20 protein-coding genes are annotated in these 19,949 nt (G+C 34.6%); 1 reads left to right on the top strand and 19 read right to left on the bottom strand.

All coding sequences use genetic code 11. From position 1 onward, the window contains the following. Positions 1-132 precede the first annotated feature (132 nt). The 17 genes from Q1K37_RS01535 to ugpC all read right to left on the bottom strand — a co-directional run bounded on the left by Q1K37_RS01535 (position 133) and on the right by ugpC (position 16,111). On the bottom strand, positions 133-531 hold the full coding sequence (locus Q1K37_RS01535) for a GNAT family N-acetyltransferase (protein ID WP_300408692.1): 399 nt from the start codon (positions 529-531) through the stop codon (positions 133-135). A gap of 82 nt (positions 532-613) precedes the next feature. Continuing rightward, complete coding sequence (locus tag Q1K37_RS01530; protein WP_300408690.1) at positions 614-769, bottom strand: hypothetical protein; 156 nt, start codon at positions 767-769, stop codon at positions 614-616. Beyond that, a complete protein-coding gene (locus Q1K37_RS08310) occupies positions 697-933 on the bottom strand; it encodes a hypothetical protein (RefSeq protein WP_366524074.1) in 237 nt (78 codons plus the stop codon). Before Q1K37_RS08310 ends, Q1K37_RS01530 begins: the two co-directional genes overlap by 73 nt. 38 nt (positions 934-971) lie before the next feature. Beyond that, positions 972-1,313 (bottom strand): hypothetical protein, encoded by a 342-nt coding sequence (locus Q1K37_RS01525; protein WP_300408688.1) that lies wholly within the window; start codon positions 1,311-1,313, stop codon positions 972-974. A 77-nt stretch (positions 1,314-1,390) separates the two neighbouring features. Continuing rightward, positions 1,391-2,416 carry a uroporphyrinogen decarboxylase family protein gene (locus Q1K37_RS01520; RefSeq protein ID WP_300408686.1) on the bottom strand — a complete coding sequence of 342 codons (1,026 nt, stop codon included), beginning with the start codon at positions 2,414-2,416 and terminating at the stop codon, positions 1,391-1,393. Beyond that, a complete protein-coding gene (locus Q1K37_RS01515; protein ID WP_300408684.1) occupies positions 2,417-4,180 on the bottom strand; it encodes an ASKHA domain-containing protein in 1,764 nt (587 codons plus the stop codon). Beyond that, on the bottom strand, positions 4,180-4,824 hold the full coding sequence (locus Q1K37_RS01510) for a corrinoid protein (RefSeq protein WP_300408682.1): 645 nt from the start codon (positions 4,822-4,824) through the stop codon (positions 4,180-4,182). The genes Q1K37_RS01515 and Q1K37_RS01510 overlap by 1 nt, the downstream gene beginning before the upstream one ends. Then, the gene (locus Q1K37_RS01505; protein ID WP_300408680.1) at positions 4,821-5,681 is read right to left on the bottom strand and encodes a hypothetical protein; all 861 of its coding nucleotides are present in this window, start codon (positions 5,679-5,681) and stop codon (positions 4,821-4,823) included. Before Q1K37_RS01505 ends, Q1K37_RS01510 begins: the two co-directional genes overlap by 4 nt. A 157-nt stretch (positions 5,682-5,838) precedes the next feature. Beyond that, on the bottom strand, positions 5,839-8,466 hold the full coding sequence (locus tag Q1K37_RS01500) for a cell wall-binding repeat-containing protein (protein ID WP_300408678.1): 2,628 nt from the start codon (positions 8,464-8,466) through the stop codon (positions 5,839-5,841). 152 nt (positions 8,467-8,618) lie between these two features. Further along, complete coding sequence (locus Q1K37_RS01495) at positions 8,619-9,251, bottom strand: nitroreductase family protein (protein ID WP_300408676.1); 633 nt, start codon at positions 9,249-9,251, stop codon at positions 8,619-8,621. 131 nt (positions 9,252-9,382) lie between these two features. After that, positions 9,383-9,631 (bottom strand): hypothetical protein, encoded by a 249-nt coding sequence (locus Q1K37_RS01490; protein WP_300408674.1) that lies wholly within the window; start codon positions 9,629-9,631, stop codon positions 9,383-9,385. Between the two features lie 70 nt (positions 9,632-9,701). Next, a complete protein-coding gene (locus Q1K37_RS01485) occupies positions 9,702-10,403 on the bottom strand; it encodes an HAD family hydrolase (RefSeq protein ID WP_300408672.1) in 702 nt (233 codons plus the stop codon). After that, positions 10,393-11,817, bottom strand: coding sequence for a CehA/McbA family metallohydrolase (locus Q1K37_RS01480; protein WP_300408670.1), 1,425 nt, complete (start codon positions 11,815-11,817; stop codon positions 10,393-10,395). Before Q1K37_RS01480 ends, Q1K37_RS01485 begins: the two co-directional genes overlap by 11 nt. A 91-nt stretch (positions 11,818-11,908) precedes the next feature. Further along, on the bottom strand, positions 11,909-13,237 hold the full coding sequence (locus tag Q1K37_RS01475; RefSeq protein ID WP_300408668.1) for an ABC transporter substrate-binding protein: 1,329 nt from the start codon (positions 13,235-13,237) through the stop codon (positions 11,909-11,911). Between the two features lie 40 nt (positions 13,238-13,277). Continuing rightward, positions 13,278-14,105, bottom strand: a complete 828-nt coding sequence (locus Q1K37_RS01470) for a carbohydrate ABC transporter permease (protein WP_300408666.1) — start codon at positions 14,103-14,105, stop codon at positions 13,278-13,280. Between the two features lie 8 nt (positions 14,106-14,113). Continuing rightward, positions 14,114-15,043, bottom strand: a complete 930-nt coding sequence (locus Q1K37_RS01465) for a sugar ABC transporter permease (protein WP_300408664.1) — start codon at positions 15,041-15,043, stop codon at positions 14,114-14,116. Next, a complete protein-coding gene (gene ugpC, locus Q1K37_RS01460; RefSeq protein WP_300408662.1) occupies positions 15,044-16,111 on the bottom strand; it encodes a sn-glycerol-3-phosphate ABC transporter ATP-binding protein UgpC in 1,068 nt (355 codons plus the stop codon). 200 nt (positions 16,112-16,311) lie between these two features. Here ugpC and Q1K37_RS01455 point away from each other — a divergent pair, with 200 nt between their 5' ends. After that, positions 16,312-17,088 (top strand): DeoR/GlpR family DNA-binding transcription regulator, encoded by a 777-nt coding sequence (locus Q1K37_RS01455; protein ID WP_300408660.1) that lies wholly within the window; start codon positions 16,312-16,314, stop codon positions 17,086-17,088. Positions 17,089-17,216: 128 nt separating this feature from the next. On the opposite strand, the gene Q1K37_RS01450 is transcribed toward Q1K37_RS01455, so the two are convergent. Both Q1K37_RS01450 and Q1K37_RS01445 read right to left on the bottom strand, forming a co-directional pair. Then, positions 17,217-18,629 (bottom strand): MFS transporter, encoded by a 1,413-nt coding sequence (locus Q1K37_RS01450; protein WP_300408658.1) that lies wholly within the window; start codon positions 18,627-18,629, stop codon positions 17,217-17,219. A 9-nt stretch (positions 18,630-18,638) separates the two neighbouring features. Further along, positions 18,639-19,811, bottom strand: a complete 1,173-nt coding sequence (locus Q1K37_RS01445; RefSeq protein WP_300408656.1) for a M20 family metallopeptidase — start codon at positions 19,809-19,811, stop codon at positions 18,639-18,641. Positions 19,812-19,949 lie beyond the last annotated feature (138 nt).

Below are 19,949 nucleotides of genomic sequence, written 5' to 3'. Positions count from 1 at the left end.
TTTTTCCACTGCAATATTTTTATTGTCGTTCTCTTTTCTCAGTAGACTAAACGCCAAGAAAACCACAAATAAAACAACAAATACTATGGTAATTTTCTTATATCCCTTCATAAAACCACCAAACCTTAAAAACTACTTTTTAAGCATTCCCACCCTTTCAGGATAGATATAATCATATCCATGTTTTAAATAGAGTCTATCCGCAGGTGGGTTAGCATGTATCATAATAAACTTTTCTCCAGCGGTATTCTCTTCAAACCATCTATCAATATGGTTCATTATCTCGTTTCCAATGCCCTTTTTTTGATACTTTTCACTTACCATTATATCCGTTATGGCAAAGGTGATCCCTCCATCGCCTACAACTCTACCTAAGCCTATAAGCTCACTGTCTTCATAGACACAAATTATATATAAAGAGCCCTTTAAAGCCTTCTCAACTTGAGTAATTGTTTTATTTCCGCCCATATTAGCTTCCTTCCTAAGCTTTAAATAATCTTCGGCCTGTGGGGCTTTTTCAACATAATCCATAAAATCACCACCTAGTAATTTTATACCTCTTTTTATGTAAAAATAAACTTGGGACAAAGGTAATTCCCCCTGTCCCATTACATTATCTATTTACAATTTCTTCAAGTCTTTCTACATCGATAGGTAGTTTTCCAAACTCTTTGGCCGTATCGAAATACCTTAACTTTAACCTAAATTGAATAAAAAAGAAATTACTTCTGGTTGAATCGAAATCATAATTATAAAACAAATTGTCCAATAAAACAAAATCTCCAAACCTTCATTAACTTTTATAGATAGAAATCTTTTTCTATTACCATGAGCGATAAACTTAATAATCAATTTGTAAATTGTATATCCAACGCACGATCCCAGTATATTTGCTATCAAATCATTTATAGAAGTTATTCCCCTTCCAAACATTTGATAAAATTCAATAGAAAACGAAATATAAAAAGATGTTAAAATGATTTTTGAATTTTATTATAATTTTTATATAAAAGAGGAACAAATAATCCAAGCGGTACAAACAAAATAACATTTAATATTTTCTCAATAGAAACATTAGTTAAGTCGCTAAGAGATAACTCGTCGAATCGCGGCAAAAAACCTAAATTTTTTCCTATTCCTGTCATTGTTAATATTCCAATTAAATAATAACAAAAAATAAATGATAGGATTATATGGGATTTAGTCTGATTCTTATTCAAATTTTTTAAGAATAAAAAATATGAAATTAACATAGGTAAAACTAAAAGATAGCCAGTCAATGACCGTTGTATTGTCTCTGTTAATATTTCCATAAAAATATTTCTCCCGTATTTCATTTCCCTATTGAATATAGCTTAGTTCAAAATAAATTTCATTATCTCTAATTCTATTATCTATTTACAATTTCTTCAAGTCTTTCTACATCGATAGGTAGTTTTCCAAGCTCTTTGGCCGTATCGAAATAGGCGTGTAGATTTTCCGCTGAGGTCCCTACAGGAATTTGACATCCTGCACCAATGGTATATCCCATTTTTGAATCATATCCTTTTAAGATACAAGTCGCTATGGATTTTGTAATATCCTCCTTAGTACCATTTTTTATCACTTCCACCGGCGGAACATTTCCAACGATATGATGAACATCTCCCATCTCTTCTTTCAACTGGGCTAAATCTTCTACATTGTCCACGCTAAATGCTTTAATATTAAGTTTTCTAATAGAGTCCCATATTTGTGATGTCTTTCCACATATATGTAGAGATGCCTTTTTTGAACTAATTTTATTATAATGGTCTAGGTTTTTACTTAGGTAAGGTAGAGCAAATTCTTCAGACTGTTTTTTACTCAAGACCGTAGTAGATGCCATAGGGTCTGAAAATTCTACGTTTAGACCAATTTTTACCATCTCATCAATGTAGAGGTTATTAGCTTCTGTGATGATTTCTAACATTTCATGAACAGAAGCCGGATGTTTTCGAAGCCATCTAAAGAGGTTATCCGCTCCACATAAGTTTACAGCAACGGACATCGGTCCTGCAATATCCAGGCCTATTTCCTTTTGTCCTTTAAATTCATCAATTAGCATCTCGCCCCCTTCTAGTACCAATGGTAGCCTTGCGTCCTTTAAAGGGTTTGGAATTTTTAAACTTTTAATATCTTCAACCACCTTAACCTTGGGCTCGATTACATATTTTAGGGAGTCCTCTGGGTACTCCACCTTGGATCCAAATGCCTCCGCCAACCCCTGTAACCCCAATCCTACTCCCACATCGTCCAAGCCAAACTCTTCATAGGTCCTTAGAACTATATCCTTCATAAATTTAGGATTGTGACAATATTCATAGGAAGTAAAATTATAGAGCTTCATAGCCGTCTCCCCAATCTCCCCTGATACACCAAGTCTATTTTTTTCCATTTAATCCTCCCCTATATCAAATATCAATGATTTTGCAAACAATCTATCATAATTTTCCCTAGATGATAAATTGATGTACGTAATTTTATCTGTAATCTCCTGTACTTCTTTTAGTTTTCTTGGGTTTAAAAGGCTTACAATCCCACCCTTTAAAGAAGAATTTCCAATATATTCAATTCTATCCACCATAAACTTTGGTAAAATGCCTATTCCAAGGATATCCTCTCTATCCACATATGAACCAAATTGACCAGCAATATAGATCTTTTCAACATCATAGAAGGACAGCTTTGACTCATCTAGTAAGACTTTTAGCCCCGACAGTAAAGCCCCCTTTGCCAATTGAACCTGTCTAATATCTTTTTGACTGATGTAGATTTCCTTGTTCTCATCGAGAAAAAACCTTTTGTTATCCCTATCCAAATAGGACTTGTATAAATTAATAATAGCTTCATCCCTTGTAAAAGCACCTTTAGAATTAACAATCTTCTCTTTAACAAGTTCACTTACTACAGAAATTATTCCAGATCCGCAGATCCCCATAGGATTTAAACTACCAATGCAGCGGTGTTTAACTTTTCCGTCTTCTATCTTTACCCTATCAATGCTTCCTTCTCCTGCTCTCATTCCACAACTTATATTCATCCCCTCTAAGCAAGGTCCCAGAGCGCAGGAAGTTGCATAAAACTTTCCCTTGTTATTAAGTAAAATCTCCCCATTTGTTCCCATGTCTATAAGAATTTCAATCTTTTCAGAGTTAAAGAAGTTCTTATATATCCCTCCAGACAGCACATCACCGCCAACAAACGCCGAAACACAGGGAAAAACCTGGATATTAAAAGGCTTTAAGTCATTAAAACCCAGTTCCAAAGGATTGTATCTTTTACCTTCTACACTTATGGGGATATATGGAGATTTTCCTAAGTAGCTTATGTCTAAACCCCGAAAAATCGAAAGCATTGTAGTGTTACCAACCACCACCACTTCAACCAGTTCATCCTTTAATAAACCTTCACTCTCTATAAGAGAAAGGCCCATTTTTTCAATCTGTTTTATCAAAATATTGTTCATTGTCTGAAGACTTGAAGGATTTTTAATTACTTCCTCAATTCTTGTAAAGACATCCGCCCCATAGGTGGTCAATTTATTTATTTCTGTTAATCTACAAAGCTCCTTGCCCCTCTTTAAATCCACCGAGGATATGCATAAAGTCGTACTTCCAATGTCCACAGCTATCCCAAACAGGTTTTTCACAGGGGTACTTCTTAAACTCACTAACACATCTTCATAGACGATTCCATAATAGTCATTGCATTGTTGATTAAGTGAGTTCAAGGCATTTAAAGATATTTCTTTTACCTTAAAAAAACTCATTAAATAATTTTCAACAGATGAAAAACCTCTAATTTTATTCCTTGAAATTTCAATCTTTTCAATCCTTAAAGAGTTTAAGACCTTTGAATACTCAAACAAATCCTCCTTTAAAAAAATTGAACTTTCCCTTGGAATTTCTAAAGACAAATCCTCCTTAGGATAGTAACCACAGGCAAGTCTAAATCCCTTTTCTAAAAGAGTTTCAGATATAAACTTCTTATCTAATTCTGAGGGAGATTTGACACTTTTTATCTTAACAAGACATTTTCCACATTTTCCCTTTCCATTACAAGGTCCATCTACTATTACTCTGTTTTTTCTTAAAATAGAAAGAAGATTTTCCCCTTCTTCGTAGTAAAAGGTCCTGTTTTCAACTATTATTTTAGACATTACTTTGCCAAAAGCCTTTTTGCAAGTTCCACAGCTTCAACAGCATTTTCCGAATAGCCATCAGCGCCGATCTCCTTTGCAAATTGACTGCTAACAGCACCTCCACCTACCATTACCTTGAACTCATCTCGTATTCCCTTGTCCACTAACATATCGATAACCTTCTTCATTCCATCCATAGTTGTGGTCATCAAAGTGGACATACAGATAAACTTGGCATTTTCTTTTTGTGCAACTTCAACGAACCTCTCAAGCTTAACATCTTTACCAAGGTCAATCATTTCAAACCCACCAGCTTCTAGCATGATCTTTACCAGGTTCTTTCCAATATCATGAGTGTCCCCTTCCACAACTCCAATGACCCCTTTGATTCTTTCAACCTTTTGATCATCTTTTACATGGGGCTTTAAAACATCCAAACCCGCATTTAAAGCATCGGAGCAAAGAAGAATATCCGTAATAAAGTATTCCTCTTCTTCATATAGCTTTCCAGCTCTATTCATTCCGTCAATTAACCCTTCCATTATTCCATCAATGGCAGGATATCCCTCATCTAAGTACCTTTGAGCAGTTTTTTCAACCTCTTCATCTTCCATGTAAAATACATCATCTGAAAGTTTTTTTATTAATTCTTCTTTTGTCATTTCTCCTCCACCAAAATAATATTATGTAACACCTTGCAGTTGTCAGTACAAAAAGTTTCATCCTTTGGACAGACCTTCCCAAGGATATTTGCCTTATCTCTCAAGCTTTCACAGACTTGTAAATAATTTAATCCACTTTCAACAAAGACTTCTTCTAAGCTCGCAAGACCACAGTCCATTAACCCTAGAGAAATCTTTGGACATAGTACAATTTGAATATTTGTAAACTTTCTTGTAATTTTTCTTAAGAAAGGGTGAATTATCTCAGTCATAATCTGCGAAAAAACCTTTGGTCCAAGAATATCCACAGAAAAAATAGAATCGGAAAAACTAATCCATCTAATCCAATTTTCATTTAATAGACTGATGTACTGTTCCAAATCAGTCATGATAATTTTAAAAATTTCAAATACTTTTTTTCTATCTCTCCTAAAACCTTTGAACACCCTTGTAATATCAATAATCCCATTTAAAATAGTCATTGGCCCACTTACAGAATAAAGGACTTTGATTCCGTTTCTTTGAAGTAACCTAGCAGAATTTATCGTAGACAAAAGGGTGTCATCCTCCCAATTAAACTTTAAGTTCTTTAATAATTCCTCCAAATCATTATAAATTGTATCTCCATTTTTACCTAAAAACTCCCCATCCCAAACTACATTTCCACCATAGGCTGAAATCTCTGTCATATGATTAAAGGGGAATAGTAGAATTTCCTTTCCAATACAATTCCCAAGATCGACGATATGCTCTTCCAAGGACTTTTCTTTTAATTGCCCATCAACCTCTTTAAGAGCAGAAGCAATTTTTTGTTCATATTTATCATTTGAAACACAATTGTAATTTCGTATCTTCATAACCACAACTCTTCTCATAATTATTTCTATCACTTCTATTTTATTAGCTAGGTTAATATTTGTCCAATTAAAGGGTACATTTGGTGTTTGAGCATGAATGAACAAAGTTTTTAGTTAAAAATACCCCTTCACCATTTTGGGCAAAGGGACATTGTCACTAGTCGACTATTATTTTAAAATTTTCTACCTTGTAAATATAATCCTCATTGAAATAGTCTCCATGTTTTACTACTTTATAAGTCAAAGTTGTATCAATTTCTCTCTTATTGTTATTAAATTTTTCATCTGTTTTAAATACAAGTTTATCCGTTTCAGGATTATATTGTGCAATTAGTCCTTCAATTTCCGTTTCAACTGTAATACTTTCACCCTTTGCCAATGTGTCTAGACCTTTAAAAGGACTGTCCACTATTGTTTCTAAACCATCAATTTTTACTTCGTAACCCGATATAACTTGATTGTTTCCTTCAATTGCATACATTTCTTTTCCTTTAAGTGGATTTAAATCTGATACCTGGTTAGCATTAAAATAAAATCTATCCAAATTCATTTTTTCAATTACGCTAATATCCTTAACTTTATTTTCTGAGATGTTCAGTGCATAAATTTTAGTTAAATCCTTTAGCATAGATATATCCTCTATCTTGTTGTTAGAGATATCCAAAAACTCTAACTTTGTCAATGGACTTATAAACGATATATCATCAAGTCCTGTATTTTTTAATTGTAACGAAGTTAAATTAATTAATTTTTCACCACCAGTAAGTTTTAATTCTGGATTGTCATTAATATTTAGATCCTGTAGGTTTACCAGCTTTGATACATCAAAATCTTTTCCATTGTTTTTTCTTAAATCCAAAGTTTCTAATTTCTCAAGTCCTTCTAAGTCTTTAAAAGACTGAATATCATTTTGATAAAGATTTAGATAAGTTAAGTCAGTTAAATTTCTCAAAGGAGATAAATCTACAATTTTATTTTCAGCCATTGCCAATCTCTCTAATTTAACAAGATCTTTTACTGGAGAGATATCTTTAATATTGTTTCTAATTCCATCTAGTTCCTCTAAGTTTTTCAATACTTTCACAGGGGAGATATCTTCAATCTTATTTACAGAAATATCCAAGACTTTCAGCTTAGGAAGTTTGGTAACTGTTGAGATATCCTCTATTTGATTGTGTGAAATATATAATTTTTCAAGATTATCAAGTTCTCCTAATGGACTCATGTCTACAATGGCGTTGTGGGCAAGTCTTAGATTTTTAAGCTTCTTCAAATTCTTCAAATCACTTATGTCTGAAACCGCATTTGAAGAATCAACTGCATTAGATGAAATAGTTAAGTTTTCTAAATTGGTGGCAGTTTCAATTCCCTTAATACTTTTAATATCCATCCAATTAAAATCCTCATCATAGATTATAAGTCGTAAATCAGTAATGAGTTTCATTTCACTTTCATATATTTCCTTGGAGTTTGAGTCTTTTCTAAAGGATTTGTCAGAAAGTTTAAACCCATATTCATTCATGTCATATTCAAAAACATCATTTCCGTCATAGGATTTAAAGTAGTCTAATAAAAACTCTTTAACATTTTCATCTCCAAATTCTACAGCCTTATCAAGTTTATTCAATGCATCTTTGAGTTTTTCTATGTTTTTAGATAAATTATTTAAAGAATTTTTATCTCTGTCAGCTTCTACTTCTTTAAGAACCATTTCTAAGTTTTCTAAAGATGAAGGCGAATATTTTTCTTTCAATGCATTCTTAGCTTTTGAAATAAGTTCATTTAATTCCTTTTTTAAGCTATCTTTTTCAGAATTTACAGGAATTTTGTTTGAAGAATCTTCTTCCATAAGCCTTTGAAGTTTTTCCTCAAGACTGCTAGAAACAGAATCCCTTCCACCAAATATTATTATTGTTTCAACTGAAGAATCAGAAATTAGATTTTCAAGATTACTATTGTCCCCGTCCCTAGTAAGTACAATGGGAGCATTTCTTTTAATGCTTACAGGGCCCGCTACTAGAGGATCGGCAAAATTATCTCCATTAGCAACTAAAATTTCCTTAAGGTTACTTCCATAGACTTCTTCTAAAACTTTTATTGACCCTTCATATCTATCCTTGCCAGCTATTCTTTTAACATTTCCAAGTTTCTTTAATGACTCTTCTATAGAATCAGGCAAATATCTACTTCCTCCAATTAAAGTAAAATTCTTAACCTTTAAATTTCCTATAAGTCCCTTTGCCTTTTCAATATCATCCTTGACAAGTAGTATAGGTGAAGAAACCTTATTAGCATAACTTATTCCATAGAGAGCGTCAGCATGAACCAGTCCAGTAGCAACAACCAACTCATCAAGACTAGTATACTTTTCTTCAATGGCCTTTAAGTTCGTTTCATACCTGTCTTTACCGGCAATTCTTCTTACCTTATTATTCTTTAGGCTCTTTTCCAATTCCACCGAAACCGAGTCTTTACCTCCAAGAATAATGACCTCATCAAAATCCTCAAGTCTATCTCTAGTTTTAGAATCTAATGATTTTGCACTAGAAAACAAGATGGGCATCTGTCCCTGACTTACGATACTAGCACTTAGAGCATCTGGAAAAGCTCTAGAGTTTACCAGTATAGCCGATTTTGCAGCGCTAAATTCTTCCTTGGATACCTTTACTGCAACTTCTTCTCTGTTCTTACCTGAATATCTAATCACATTTCCCTTAGCAAGAGAAACACTAGATAAACATATGGTAAAAACAAGAAACACAGTTAATTTTTTTAATATTTTCATAAATACTCCTCCGCCTTTCTATTTGTTTTTCCTATAAGTTTCTAGAAAACAGTATATCGCAAAAGCAAGAAAATTTCACTTGTTATTCACAACTTATTAGTAATTCCAAAGAAAAAGAGCCGATACAATGTACCGACTCCATTTAAAAATATTTACTTAAACATAGATACATCTTCTGGCGCTATTCTCACTGACTTATGAGGCTCATAATCAGCTTTACCTATAGCCACTATCAACACTGGAACATATCTTTCTGGATCCAGGTCAAGGGCTTCTCCTATTAAATCCTCTTCAAAGCCTCCAATGGCATTGGTTTCATAACCATGGGCCCTTGCCACTAACATAAATTGCATCGCCATAAGACTACAGTCAATTTTTACAATATCGTTCATCTTATCTCTAGATGCACCCATATAGGCAGGCATAAAGAAGTCCATAAGTTCCTTTTTAACATCTTCTGGCATAACGCCTTCTCTAACGGCAGAACCATAAATCTCCTCTGCTCTTTCATAGCATTTCATGTCTCCAAATATTACCACCATTGCGGAAGATGTATCATTTTGTCTAGTGTTAAATCTAATTAGAGGTCGCAACTTTTCTTTTCCTTCCTCTGATTCCACAATTACAAACCTCCATGGCTGCATATTTACAGAAGAAGGAGCCGTTGTCGCTTCCTTTATCATCTCTAACATTTCATCCCTTGGAATTTTAAAATCCTTGTCAAAAACCTTTACTGAATGTCTGTTAAATATTATGTCTTTGAAATCGTTATTCATGTACTTCATCCCCTTTCCTTTTCTCTTAATCCTTTACCTTAAATCTTATTAACCAATACTAAATTCTACTACTGATTTACTTTATAAAAGGCATCAGGTTTACTATTTTATACCCAACGCCCTTATAATTACCCTATTTTCTACAATCCAATCCCTTTTTCTAACCTTTCCCTTTCCTTTATGTACTCAGGATATATAAATTCATCAGCAATCTTTTCTTCCCCTATCTCTTTTAACATTAGATAGACCCGTTCAAGTTCAGTGCCATTCTCCTCGTCAACAACTATGGCGTCACTTTCCAAAGATGCAAACAAGTCCCTTACTTCATGTTCATTCTTTGGATTATCCAGATGTTCCAGAGCCTTTGCCAACTTACTTTCCCAATACATGTTAATCCTCCTGTGCTATTTTTCTCCGTATTGGTATGATACCCCAAAACAAAAATTATTATTGATAGCCTCACATCAGGTTAGAATTTATTGAGGATATGACTTCACAAGGAGACTTCACCAAGATGTCCGCAGATTTTGTTAGCATGTCCTTTGTTCCAACTCCCGACAAAACTCCAATGGCCAATCCTGCCTTTTTGCCAAGCAACATATCTATTTCAGAATCTCCCACAATTGCAACTTCCCTTCTATTTAGAGAAAACTTTTCACAAAAGGCATCTAAGGACTGAGTATTAGGTTTATTTAAATATCTATCCCCCGTAGCCAAAAAACCTATATGGTTTTCAATTCCTAAAATCTCCAGACAAAGCTTCGCTTGAACATAGTCATCTGCAGTTATTACTCCAATTTTAATTCCAAGTTCCTTTAACTTTTCAAAGAGAATTCTTAAATCACAAGTTTCCTTTATCATGTCTGGATGTCTTTTCATATAGCTTAAATAATGGTCACTAATTTTTTTATAAAGTTTTCCCTTGTCCAATGATACGTATTGACTAATTACAGAAACCAAATCATCCATGGTTCCTGAAGCTAGGATGCTATTTTCTTCAATTGTGCAATCACTTTTTATACCGACTTTTCTTCTTATCTCTCTCTTTAAATCATCCTGTATGAAATTTTTCTCAAAAAACTCCTCCAAACCACTGCGCCACAAGTCAGAAAATTCTATAAGAGTGCCATCTTTGTCAAATATTACGCCCCTAATCTTCATTTCCCAATTTCTCCATTAGCTGACCCCAGGTTTTAATAGAAGGATTTTCCATATATTTATTAAAATAGATGGGATTTGTAAATCCATAAAGATTATCTTCTTCATCTACAATGTCAAGCCGTACCCAGTGAAAGTTAGAGTCCATATCTATACTAAAGCTCGACTTTATACCTTCTTCTTTCTTTAAGGTCTCGCCATCTAAAACCCAGTTAAAATGTAAAGCTTTTTCTCTATATTCCCTTTCTTTCAATGTGGCAACTAGTTCTATTTCTCCAGTAAAGTTCTCATTGTGCCTTGAAATTCCATTTAATTGAAGGTCTATAAAATCCTTTCTTGACACAATTACATCTCCACTTTTTAAAGCGTTTCTCAAGTCGTAAAAATCATTTCTCTTAGAATATAAGAAGGTTTTTGGATCTCCTAAAATAGAAGGATACATAGAATTTTCATATCTCTCATCAAGCCCTAAGTGGGAGTCACTCCCTCCAACGCCAACCACTTGATAGCCCTCATTTAATAAGATATTCCATGCTTTTAATGCTCTTTCTGTTGCTTCTTTTGATGTCTTATAGGTTGGATCGTTAATTATTTCCATTATCCTAACTTTATCCAGCGGAAAATTTCTCGAATTAAAATCCCAAGGTGGCATAAATGGATGATTTATGGAAACTAGTGAATAGTCCAGGGCCTTGTCAATTATTTTAACTAGGGTGTTTTCATCTTCTATTTCCATTATTGAATGGGTTTCAAATGGATTTTTTTCACAAAACAGTAGATTTATATGTCCAAGACTGGAAGTTATTTCAGTTCCTGGATAGACTTTAAGATTCTTTGTCTTAGGCCAAGTATAGTGATAAATATTGTGGTCCGTAGGAACAAAGAAGTTTAGACCTTGTTCTTTTGCAATTTCATTATTCTCTTCCCTAGTCATCTTCCCATCAGAATAGATTGTATGGGTATGAAAATCCCCTGCAAACCAAGATTTCTCTGTATCTTCATTGTTATGGGAATTGTTGGTCAAACAAATAAAATTATCCTCTGAGAGACTCCCCTCTTCTTTAGGACAATATTCTTCAATATTTAATTGTATTATTAGATTCTTGTTTTCACCTATTGCCACATATTCTAATGTCCAGTCTCCTATAAAATCTTCGACCCTTTCCAAACTTTTGCAACATGGAGAAGTGTATTTTTCATAAATAGAAATAGTTCTATAGCCTTCTTTTGCAACAGTAACCAATTGTCCATATAGCTTTTTATCTGGTCCAAATAGATATGCAATAAAAAATTGGTGGTTATCATTCCAAGTTAACTTTAGAGAGTCAATGTCCTTATCAACTTTGAATTCAATTTTTCCATGGGTTTTCTTCAATTTAACTTGTAAAAAACTTTTTGTTTTATTTTCCTCTATCATATTTATCCTTTAATCCCTTCAATCAGTAAAGCACTCAATTATTTGAGTGCTTACTTTTATAAAACCTTCTTGAAATATTTGTAGTATAGTCTTATTTCTTCAAAGCTTCGTCTAGAGCCTTTTGTGCAACCTTTTGAGCTTCATCTAATGCTTCCTTTGCAGATACATTTTGTAATTCTACCTTATCCGCCGCAATGTTTAAAGCATCTGTAATCTGTCCTTCAGTAGGATCCACAAAAACTGGTGTCGCTGTTAGAGCCTGTTCATATGGAACAGATGCATATGGATTTTCCTTTATAAAAGCTTTGTATTCATCAATGTCCATAGCACTTTTCCTAACTGGAATATATCCTATTTTCATAGACCATTTTGCAGACACTTCAGGGCTTGTGAAATATGCAATCCACTCATATGCCGCTTCCTGTTGTTCCTTTGATGCCGCTGCTGGAACAAGTAGACTATGTCCTCCAGCCTGTGGCTTTCCAGGTTTACCATTTAGTCCAGGTTGAGGTGCAGAGTCAATTATTTTAAAATCCAAATCCCCCTTATCACCTGAAGAACCAGTATAACCCATGGCTTGTCCATTCATTACATTGTCAATAGTCCTGTACCAATATTCCCAACCTTGTCCACCTGATTCTATTTTAGCTGTCTTTTCCTCAAATATTTGTTTTCTAATAAAGTCCCAAGACTCTACCCATTCTGGAGAGTTAATAGTAACAGTCTTTCCATCTTCACTAAGAATTGTTCCGCCATTACTTAAAGCTATATCAATCAAGTTATCTGGTCCCCACATTGGAAGGTGTCCATATTCTGTTATACCTTGTTCTTTCATCTTCTTGGAAGCTTCCGCTACCTTTTCCCAAGAAGAGTAAGCTTCCTCTGGATTAATGCCAGCTTTTTCCATCAAATCCTTTCTATAGTACATAACTTGAGTGGTACCATAGGCAGGAAAAGCGTATACCTTTCCGTCTATTTGAGCAGGTTTCATAAATACTTCAAGATAGTCCTCTACTGGAGTTCTATCGTCCATATAGGGAGTTAAATCCGCTAAAATGCCAGCTTCTGCCATTTCTGAAATCTTACTTCCTATAAATACAGCCGGTGGTTGATTAGCCGCAATTGCAGCTTGAACCTTTTGATAGGTTTCGCTATAGTCCGCCTGTTGTACCCCAGTCACCTTTACCTTGTCTTGGGATTTGTTGAAATCAGAAATTATTCCTTCCATGGTTTCCCCTGCAACAGATCCTAGTCCATACCAAAACTGAATTTCCACAGGTTTGTTTCCACCTTCATCTCCTGAAGCCGATTGTGAGCTTTCACTACTTTCATTTTGTGCTTGTTTTGCCGATTCTGAGCAACCAGTTAGCATCAAAATCCCACATAGTATAATGATGATTGCTCTTTTTAATTTTTTCATCTTGTCCTCCTAGTTTTATTATTATTGCTCTTTATTAAAATTATCCTTTTACACCACTATCGCTTATACCTTCGATAAACCACCTTTGAAGTACTAAAAACAGAATTAAAAGAGGTAGTACCGAAATTGCATTAGCGGCCATCAGCATAGGCAAATTTTGTGCAAAATTTCCTCTTGAATTAAAGAAGATATTTAATCCTACGCTGATAAGGTAATTCTTTTTACTATTAGTTATAAGCGACGGCCACATATAGTTGTTGTACATTGCAACAAATTGTATCAACGCCGTTGTCAAAATTGTGGACTTGGATAATGGAACCATTACCTTCCACAGGATCTGCCAGTTGTTGGCCCCGTCCATCTCCGCCGCTTCAATCATCTCCTTTGGTACCGAAGAAAAAGTCTGATACACCATGTAGATTGTAAAAACGCTGGCGGCGTTGGATATGATTATCCCTGGCAAAGTGTCAATAAGATTCATCTTTGCAAGGATTACATAACTTGGTACATATGTTGCGGCAGATGGAAGCATGTATGTTAAAAGTATTGCTCCAAATAAGAACTTTTTACCTTTAAACTTGAATCTACTAAGGCCATAGCCCATCAATATTCCTATTAAAAGCTGTAAAACTACTATTGCCACTGCTGTTACAACGCTATTTATAATATATAGATCAAAGGGAGCTTGCTTTAATGCCCCTATGAAATTTCTAAAATCTGTAAATTCAGGAAGAAGGTTCAAAGGTTGTCTAATTATTTTTTTCGCAGTTTTAAAGGAGTTTGAAAACATCCATAATAAAGGAAAAAATGTCAATATACTTACAAATATTAGAATTACAATATTAAAAAACTTCCTTGTCTTAGCCATTTCTCCTCCTATCTACTAAGTCTCTTTTGTACATAGAACATTCCACTTGCCAAAATGCCCGTGATAATAACCATAATCATTGCAACAGTAGTCGCCTTACCCATGTTAAATTGTTCAAAGGCCATTTGGTAAAATAGATATAGCAATGTTCTTGTGGATCCAGCTGGACCCCCTCCAGTCAATACCGAGATTTGGTCATAGGCCTGAATGGAGTTGATTAAACTTATTATCCCGAGGAATAAAGTTGTCTTCATCGTCATAGGCAAGTAAATATATCTTATTCTTTGGAAAAATGTAGCACCTTCCAAATCCCCAACCTCAAACAAATCCTTAGGTATTTTACTTATTGCATCGGCATAGTAAAGCATTGCCCATCCAGCTGTTTTCCACACGGTGACTATCATCACAGCTATTAGAGCCGTTTTAGAGTCCATCAACCAGTTCGGTCCTTCAATCCCTAAAAAGCTTAAACAGTAGTTTATCAACCCAACCTCCGGCCTAAACATCCAGCTCCAAACAATACTCATTGCAACCATTGGAGTTATCCAAGGCGCAAATAATAATCCTTGAAATATTTCCTTTCCTCGTCTAATTTTTTCAATCAGCAAAGCCATTAAAAAGCCTATGATTAAAGTCGGAAGCACTGTCCCAAGTCCAAATAAAATCGTGTTTTTAAAGGCTTGCCAAAATGCACCACTTTGCAAAATATCCGTATAATTGCTTATCCCAACCACATTAAATTTTGGACTTATATAGTCCCAATCTGTAAAACTCAGTAGAAGTGAAACAATCATTGGAATAAACCAAAAGATTAATAGGGGCAGAAGTGGAAGTAAAATATATATCAAAAAACTTGGCAAATTAAGGTCTTTCGCCCCGTATAATCTTTTTGACTTATCTTTTTGCTTAAATTTTTTTAATTCCTCAGTTCTATCCATCTAAGCCTCCCAGAAAATTCTTTTCTCAGTTTCTGGCTCGAACAATAAAATACTTTCCTTTTCAAAAGTTATATAAAGCTCCGACATTTCCTTTATGGAAGGATCTGCTTTTGTTCTAACTGTAATCTTATCTTTATCCAAATTACCATGGATATGGTAGTCAGCTCCAAGTAGCTCTACCAACTTTACATCCATCTTTAAAGCATTCTCCTCATTGGATAACTTAATTCCCTCTGGTCTAATACCAAGCACAGCTCTTCTATTGCTAATCCTTGGAATGTCATGGATAAATTTACCAGAATTGTTATAGAACTTACCTTTGTCGATCTTTCCTTCAATAAAATTCATAGGTGGCGACCCTAAAAATCCACCAACAAACATATTGCTAGGGTTTGAATACAGCTCCTCCGGAGTTCCCACCTGTTGAATCACACCATCTTTCAGGCAGACAATCCTTGTTGCCATTGTCATTGCTTCAGTTTGATCATGGGTTACATAGATCACAGTTGACCCTAAGTCTCTTTGAAGCTGAACCAGTTCTTCTCTCATATGAATTCTAAGCTTGGCATCCAGATTAGAAAGGGGTTCATCCATTAAAAATATTTCCGCCTCCCTAACAATTGCCCTTCCTAAAGCAACCCTTTGACGTTGACCACCAGATAATTCCACAGGCTTTCTTTTAAGATAAGGCGTTAAACTTAGCATATCAGCTGTCTTTTTAATGCTTTTATCCCTCTTGTCCTTATCCACACCACGAATTTTTAACCCAAATCCAATATTGTCATAGACATTTAGATGTGGATATAAAGCGTAGTTTTGAAAAACCATAGCTGTGCCCCTGTCCTTTGGCGCAACATCGTTCATCTTCTTTCCGTCGATCAATAGTTCCCCTTCAGAGATGTCCTCCAGGCCAGCAATCATACGTAGAGTTGTCGATTTTCCACAACCACTCGGCCCTACAAATACGATAAATTCCTTATCCTCAATCTCTAAATTAAAGTCAGTTACAGCACTAACGGGGCTATTGTCATACCTTTTATAGATATTTCTTAAAGAAATCTTACTCATATAGCCTCCTGTCGATTTCAGTTGTTAATTTTTGTTTATGTTGTTTTATTTTTGTTTTTCTTTGCTTTCACCCTAATCATACTCAGCTACTGTTAAGTAGTAATTATATTGTCGTAAAAAATAAGTAAAGAATTTCAAAGCCAAACAAAGATAGTCCAACATTGTTTATCTGTGTTATAATTGAAAAAAGAGGTGAACCAATGGCTAAAACAATGTTAAAAGATGAGCGACTAAAAGAAATCATGCTTTCAATAAATAAAAACGGGAGCATAACAGTACAAAATCTATCTAGAAAACTGAACGTTACCCCTGAAACCATAAGAAGAGATCTTGAAACTCTGGAAAACCAAAACAAATTAAAAAGAGTCTATGGAGGAGCCATTTCCATCTTTGAAAATATACAAGAGTTTGATGCCCATACAAGGCAGACAATAAATATTAATGAAAAAATAAATCTGGCATCCATAGCAGCAGACTTTGTAAAAGAAGGAGCCCTAGTGGCACTAGACGACAGTACAACCAATATAGAAATTGCAAAGACCTTAGCAAAACAATTTACAGACCTAACTTGTATCACCAATTCCCTAGCTATTGCACAGATTTTTGCAACAAATCCTAAATTAAAAATTCTACTAGCATCTGGCAGGCTCGACAATAAGGACTTGTACACCTATGGGCAAGCCGCCATTGATTTTATAAAAATGTATCATCCTGACATCTTCTTTATGAGCGCCAGCGGAATAAGCATAGAAAACGGTATAATGGACTACGGTTTTGATCAATTTGACATAAAGATGGCCATGAAGGAGTCATCCTCAAGAGTTTTTTGTGTAGCAGACAACACCAAGTTTGGCAAAACCGCAACGATTAGAGTATGTAACTTTGATGAAGTCGATGGAATAATAACAGATAAGGACTTAGATAAATCCTGGATGGAGAATCTAACAGAACTGGGAGTAAATTTGTTTTTTCCCTAAAATGTAATTATATTTACAAAAACACAAAACCCCTTATAAAGCCCTGATTTTAGGCTTTTATAAGGGGTTGTTATATTTAAATTATTAGCACAATATTCAATATTTTATAAGGATATCTAGTCTTTTTACTAATTCTCATTTTCCTGAAATATTCCCTTTGTCCTAAATAGTACTATTAAAAGTCCTATAAGGCTCACAATTGCCGCTATTAAATATACGGAATTAGATCCTGCTAAAATGTTTCTTATATCATTTGGGTTTGTCCTGGTTTTTAAGTCATAGGCTATTCCAAAAATACTTGCAGAAACTAGACTTGCAGAAGTATTTATAAAGTTTACCAGGGATGTTCCTATTCCTAAATCCTTTGGTTCAAGACAAGTTTGAGCCACAGTTGTAATTGAAACGGCTCTAAAACTTTCTGCAATACCTGTAATTCCAAGCATTATCATGTATAAGATGATATTTGTATCTTTAGAAGTAAAAGACATTATAAACATAGGAACTGCAACTAAAGCCGTTGCAAGTATCATAGCAATTTTATGATTACTTTTCTTTTTAGCAACCCATGCCCCAGCCAACACTGGTAAAATTACGGTAATAATAGTCCTTGGTAGTTGTAACAGCCCTGCCACAGATTTCGGTTTGCCTAACACATTAATAGTTACTAGAGGAGCATATATGTTCATAGCATTCAGATAAAAATAACATATAAACCCTATACAAAGCAAGATGACATAGTTTCTGTTCTTCAAAAGCCTTAAAGGTACAAGAGGTTCTTCCACTTTCTTTTCAACTTTTACAAATAGGATGGCTATTATTATTCCAATAATCAAACCTCCTAGGATTTTTATATCTTTAAATCCATATTTAGGCGCATAATTTAAAGCAATTAAAATTAGACTTAAGGAGATTGTCATCAGTGCTATTCCTGCTATATCCAACTTTACTTTCTTATTTGCCTTATTATTAGGTAAATTAAAAGTTATTAAGATAACCCCTATAATAAGAGGAATCACAGGAAAAGTTACAGCAAGTCTCAAAAATCCAAAATCCATTAAAGCTCCTGCAATAACGCTGCCTAGAAGTCCACCTACAGCCATACCACTTGAAAGTAAACCCATCATTTTTGGCACATCATCAGGTTCATGTATTTCTCTCGCCAAAATATAGGGAGCAGAAACGAAGGCCCCAATGGCAGTTCCCAATAAAAATCTAAATAGTATGAATGGAACTAAAGTATTGGCAAATCCAATTCCTATACCACATACTATACTTGTAACTCCGGAAAAGAGCACAAGGTTTCTTCGTCCTATCAAATCCCCCAATTTCCCCCCTATAGGCGTCATAATGGTCAATCCTAAGAGGGATACAAGAGATACTAAGGAAAAGTAACTCATTGCATCGATTTGTTCTAACATAGGTCCTTGCAATGTATTAAGGCTTAGACCAAACATCGCAAGGGAAAAGATTAGAAAGATGCTTCCTATGGAAACACTAACTTTTTGTCTTTTGGTAAGTGCAATCACCGGTTGTGAATTCATAATTTCCTCCTATTTATTATTTTCAAGCCACTTAGTTGCCAATTGTGCAAAATAAGCTGATGAATATATAAGTGATTCTTCATTGAATTGTACCTTTGGGTTATGAGCTGAATATTGTCCTCTATCATCAGTAAATCCTGCTGAAACGTATATGAAAGTACTTGGTACAAGGTCGCAGATTACAGCAAAATCTTCAGATGCACTTGCTGATAGCCCCTCATACATAGTAACTTCTGGATTTAATTCTTTGATATACCCTACCATTTCTTCGGTTAACTCTTTGTTGTTAATCAACGGTGGTACATCTGCTAAAATTTCAACAGAAGCTTGCCCATTATAAACATCCGCCATTTTTTCTACAACTTCCTTCAATCTTTTTACCAATATTTCTCTGGACTCCTTGGTGTTACAACGAATAGTTCCTTCTAATGTTGCAGATTCTGGTATTACATTTAAAGCAGTTCCCGCCTGGAATTTACCAATCGTTAGAACGTTTTCATGAGAAGGGTCCACTTCTCTTGCAATTAGTTCTTGAAGTCCTTGATATATACTTACCCCTATGTTGATAGGATCTATAGCAAGATGAGGATATGCTCCATGGGAACCCTTGCCTTTAATGTTTATTCTAAAATTGTCACTGGAATACATCATAGTTCCAGTATTGTTATATGCTATTAAGTTAATTGGAAGTTGCCCAGGTGCCACATGAAACCCTAGAGCAGCATCAACTTTTGGATTTTCTAAAATCCCATTTTCCACCATATTCTTACTTCCCAAGAAAATTTCTTCTGCAGGCTGAAACATAAATTTAACTGTTCCCTGTAATTCATCTTCATTTTCCTTTAACATCTTTGCCGCCATTAAAAGTGATGCCGTATGCAGATCATGTCCACAAGCGTGAGCAACGCCTTTGTTGTTAGAAGCAAATTCTAAACCACTTTCTTCCTCCATGGGCAGTGCATCCATATCTGCTCTCAATAAAATTACTTTGCCACCACTTCCTACTGTCGTAGTAAGACCTTCTCCACATTCTTTAACATCATAACCGAAGCTTTCAAGTTTTGATCTTACAAACTCCTTCGTCTTAGGTAATTCTAACCCAGCTTCTGGATTTGAATGAAGTTGCCTTCTAATCTCAACAGTTTCGTCAAATAGTTCTTTTGACCTTTCTAAATAATTCATTCTTTCCTCCTTGATTTTTTATTTATGGTATATTAAAATACGATTTCCTTTATTTAAGGAACATTAATGGTATTCTATGTAAATGAGAATACTACTTTATTCTAACTTTGTCAATACTTTTTTCTTGATTTTTGAACT

Source organism: Lagierella sp., assembly GCF_029983815.1.
GTDB lineage: Bacteria > Bacillota > Clostridia > Tissierellales > Peptoniphilaceae > Mediannikoviicoccus.
This window is presented reverse-complemented; position numbering and strand designations above follow the sequence as displayed.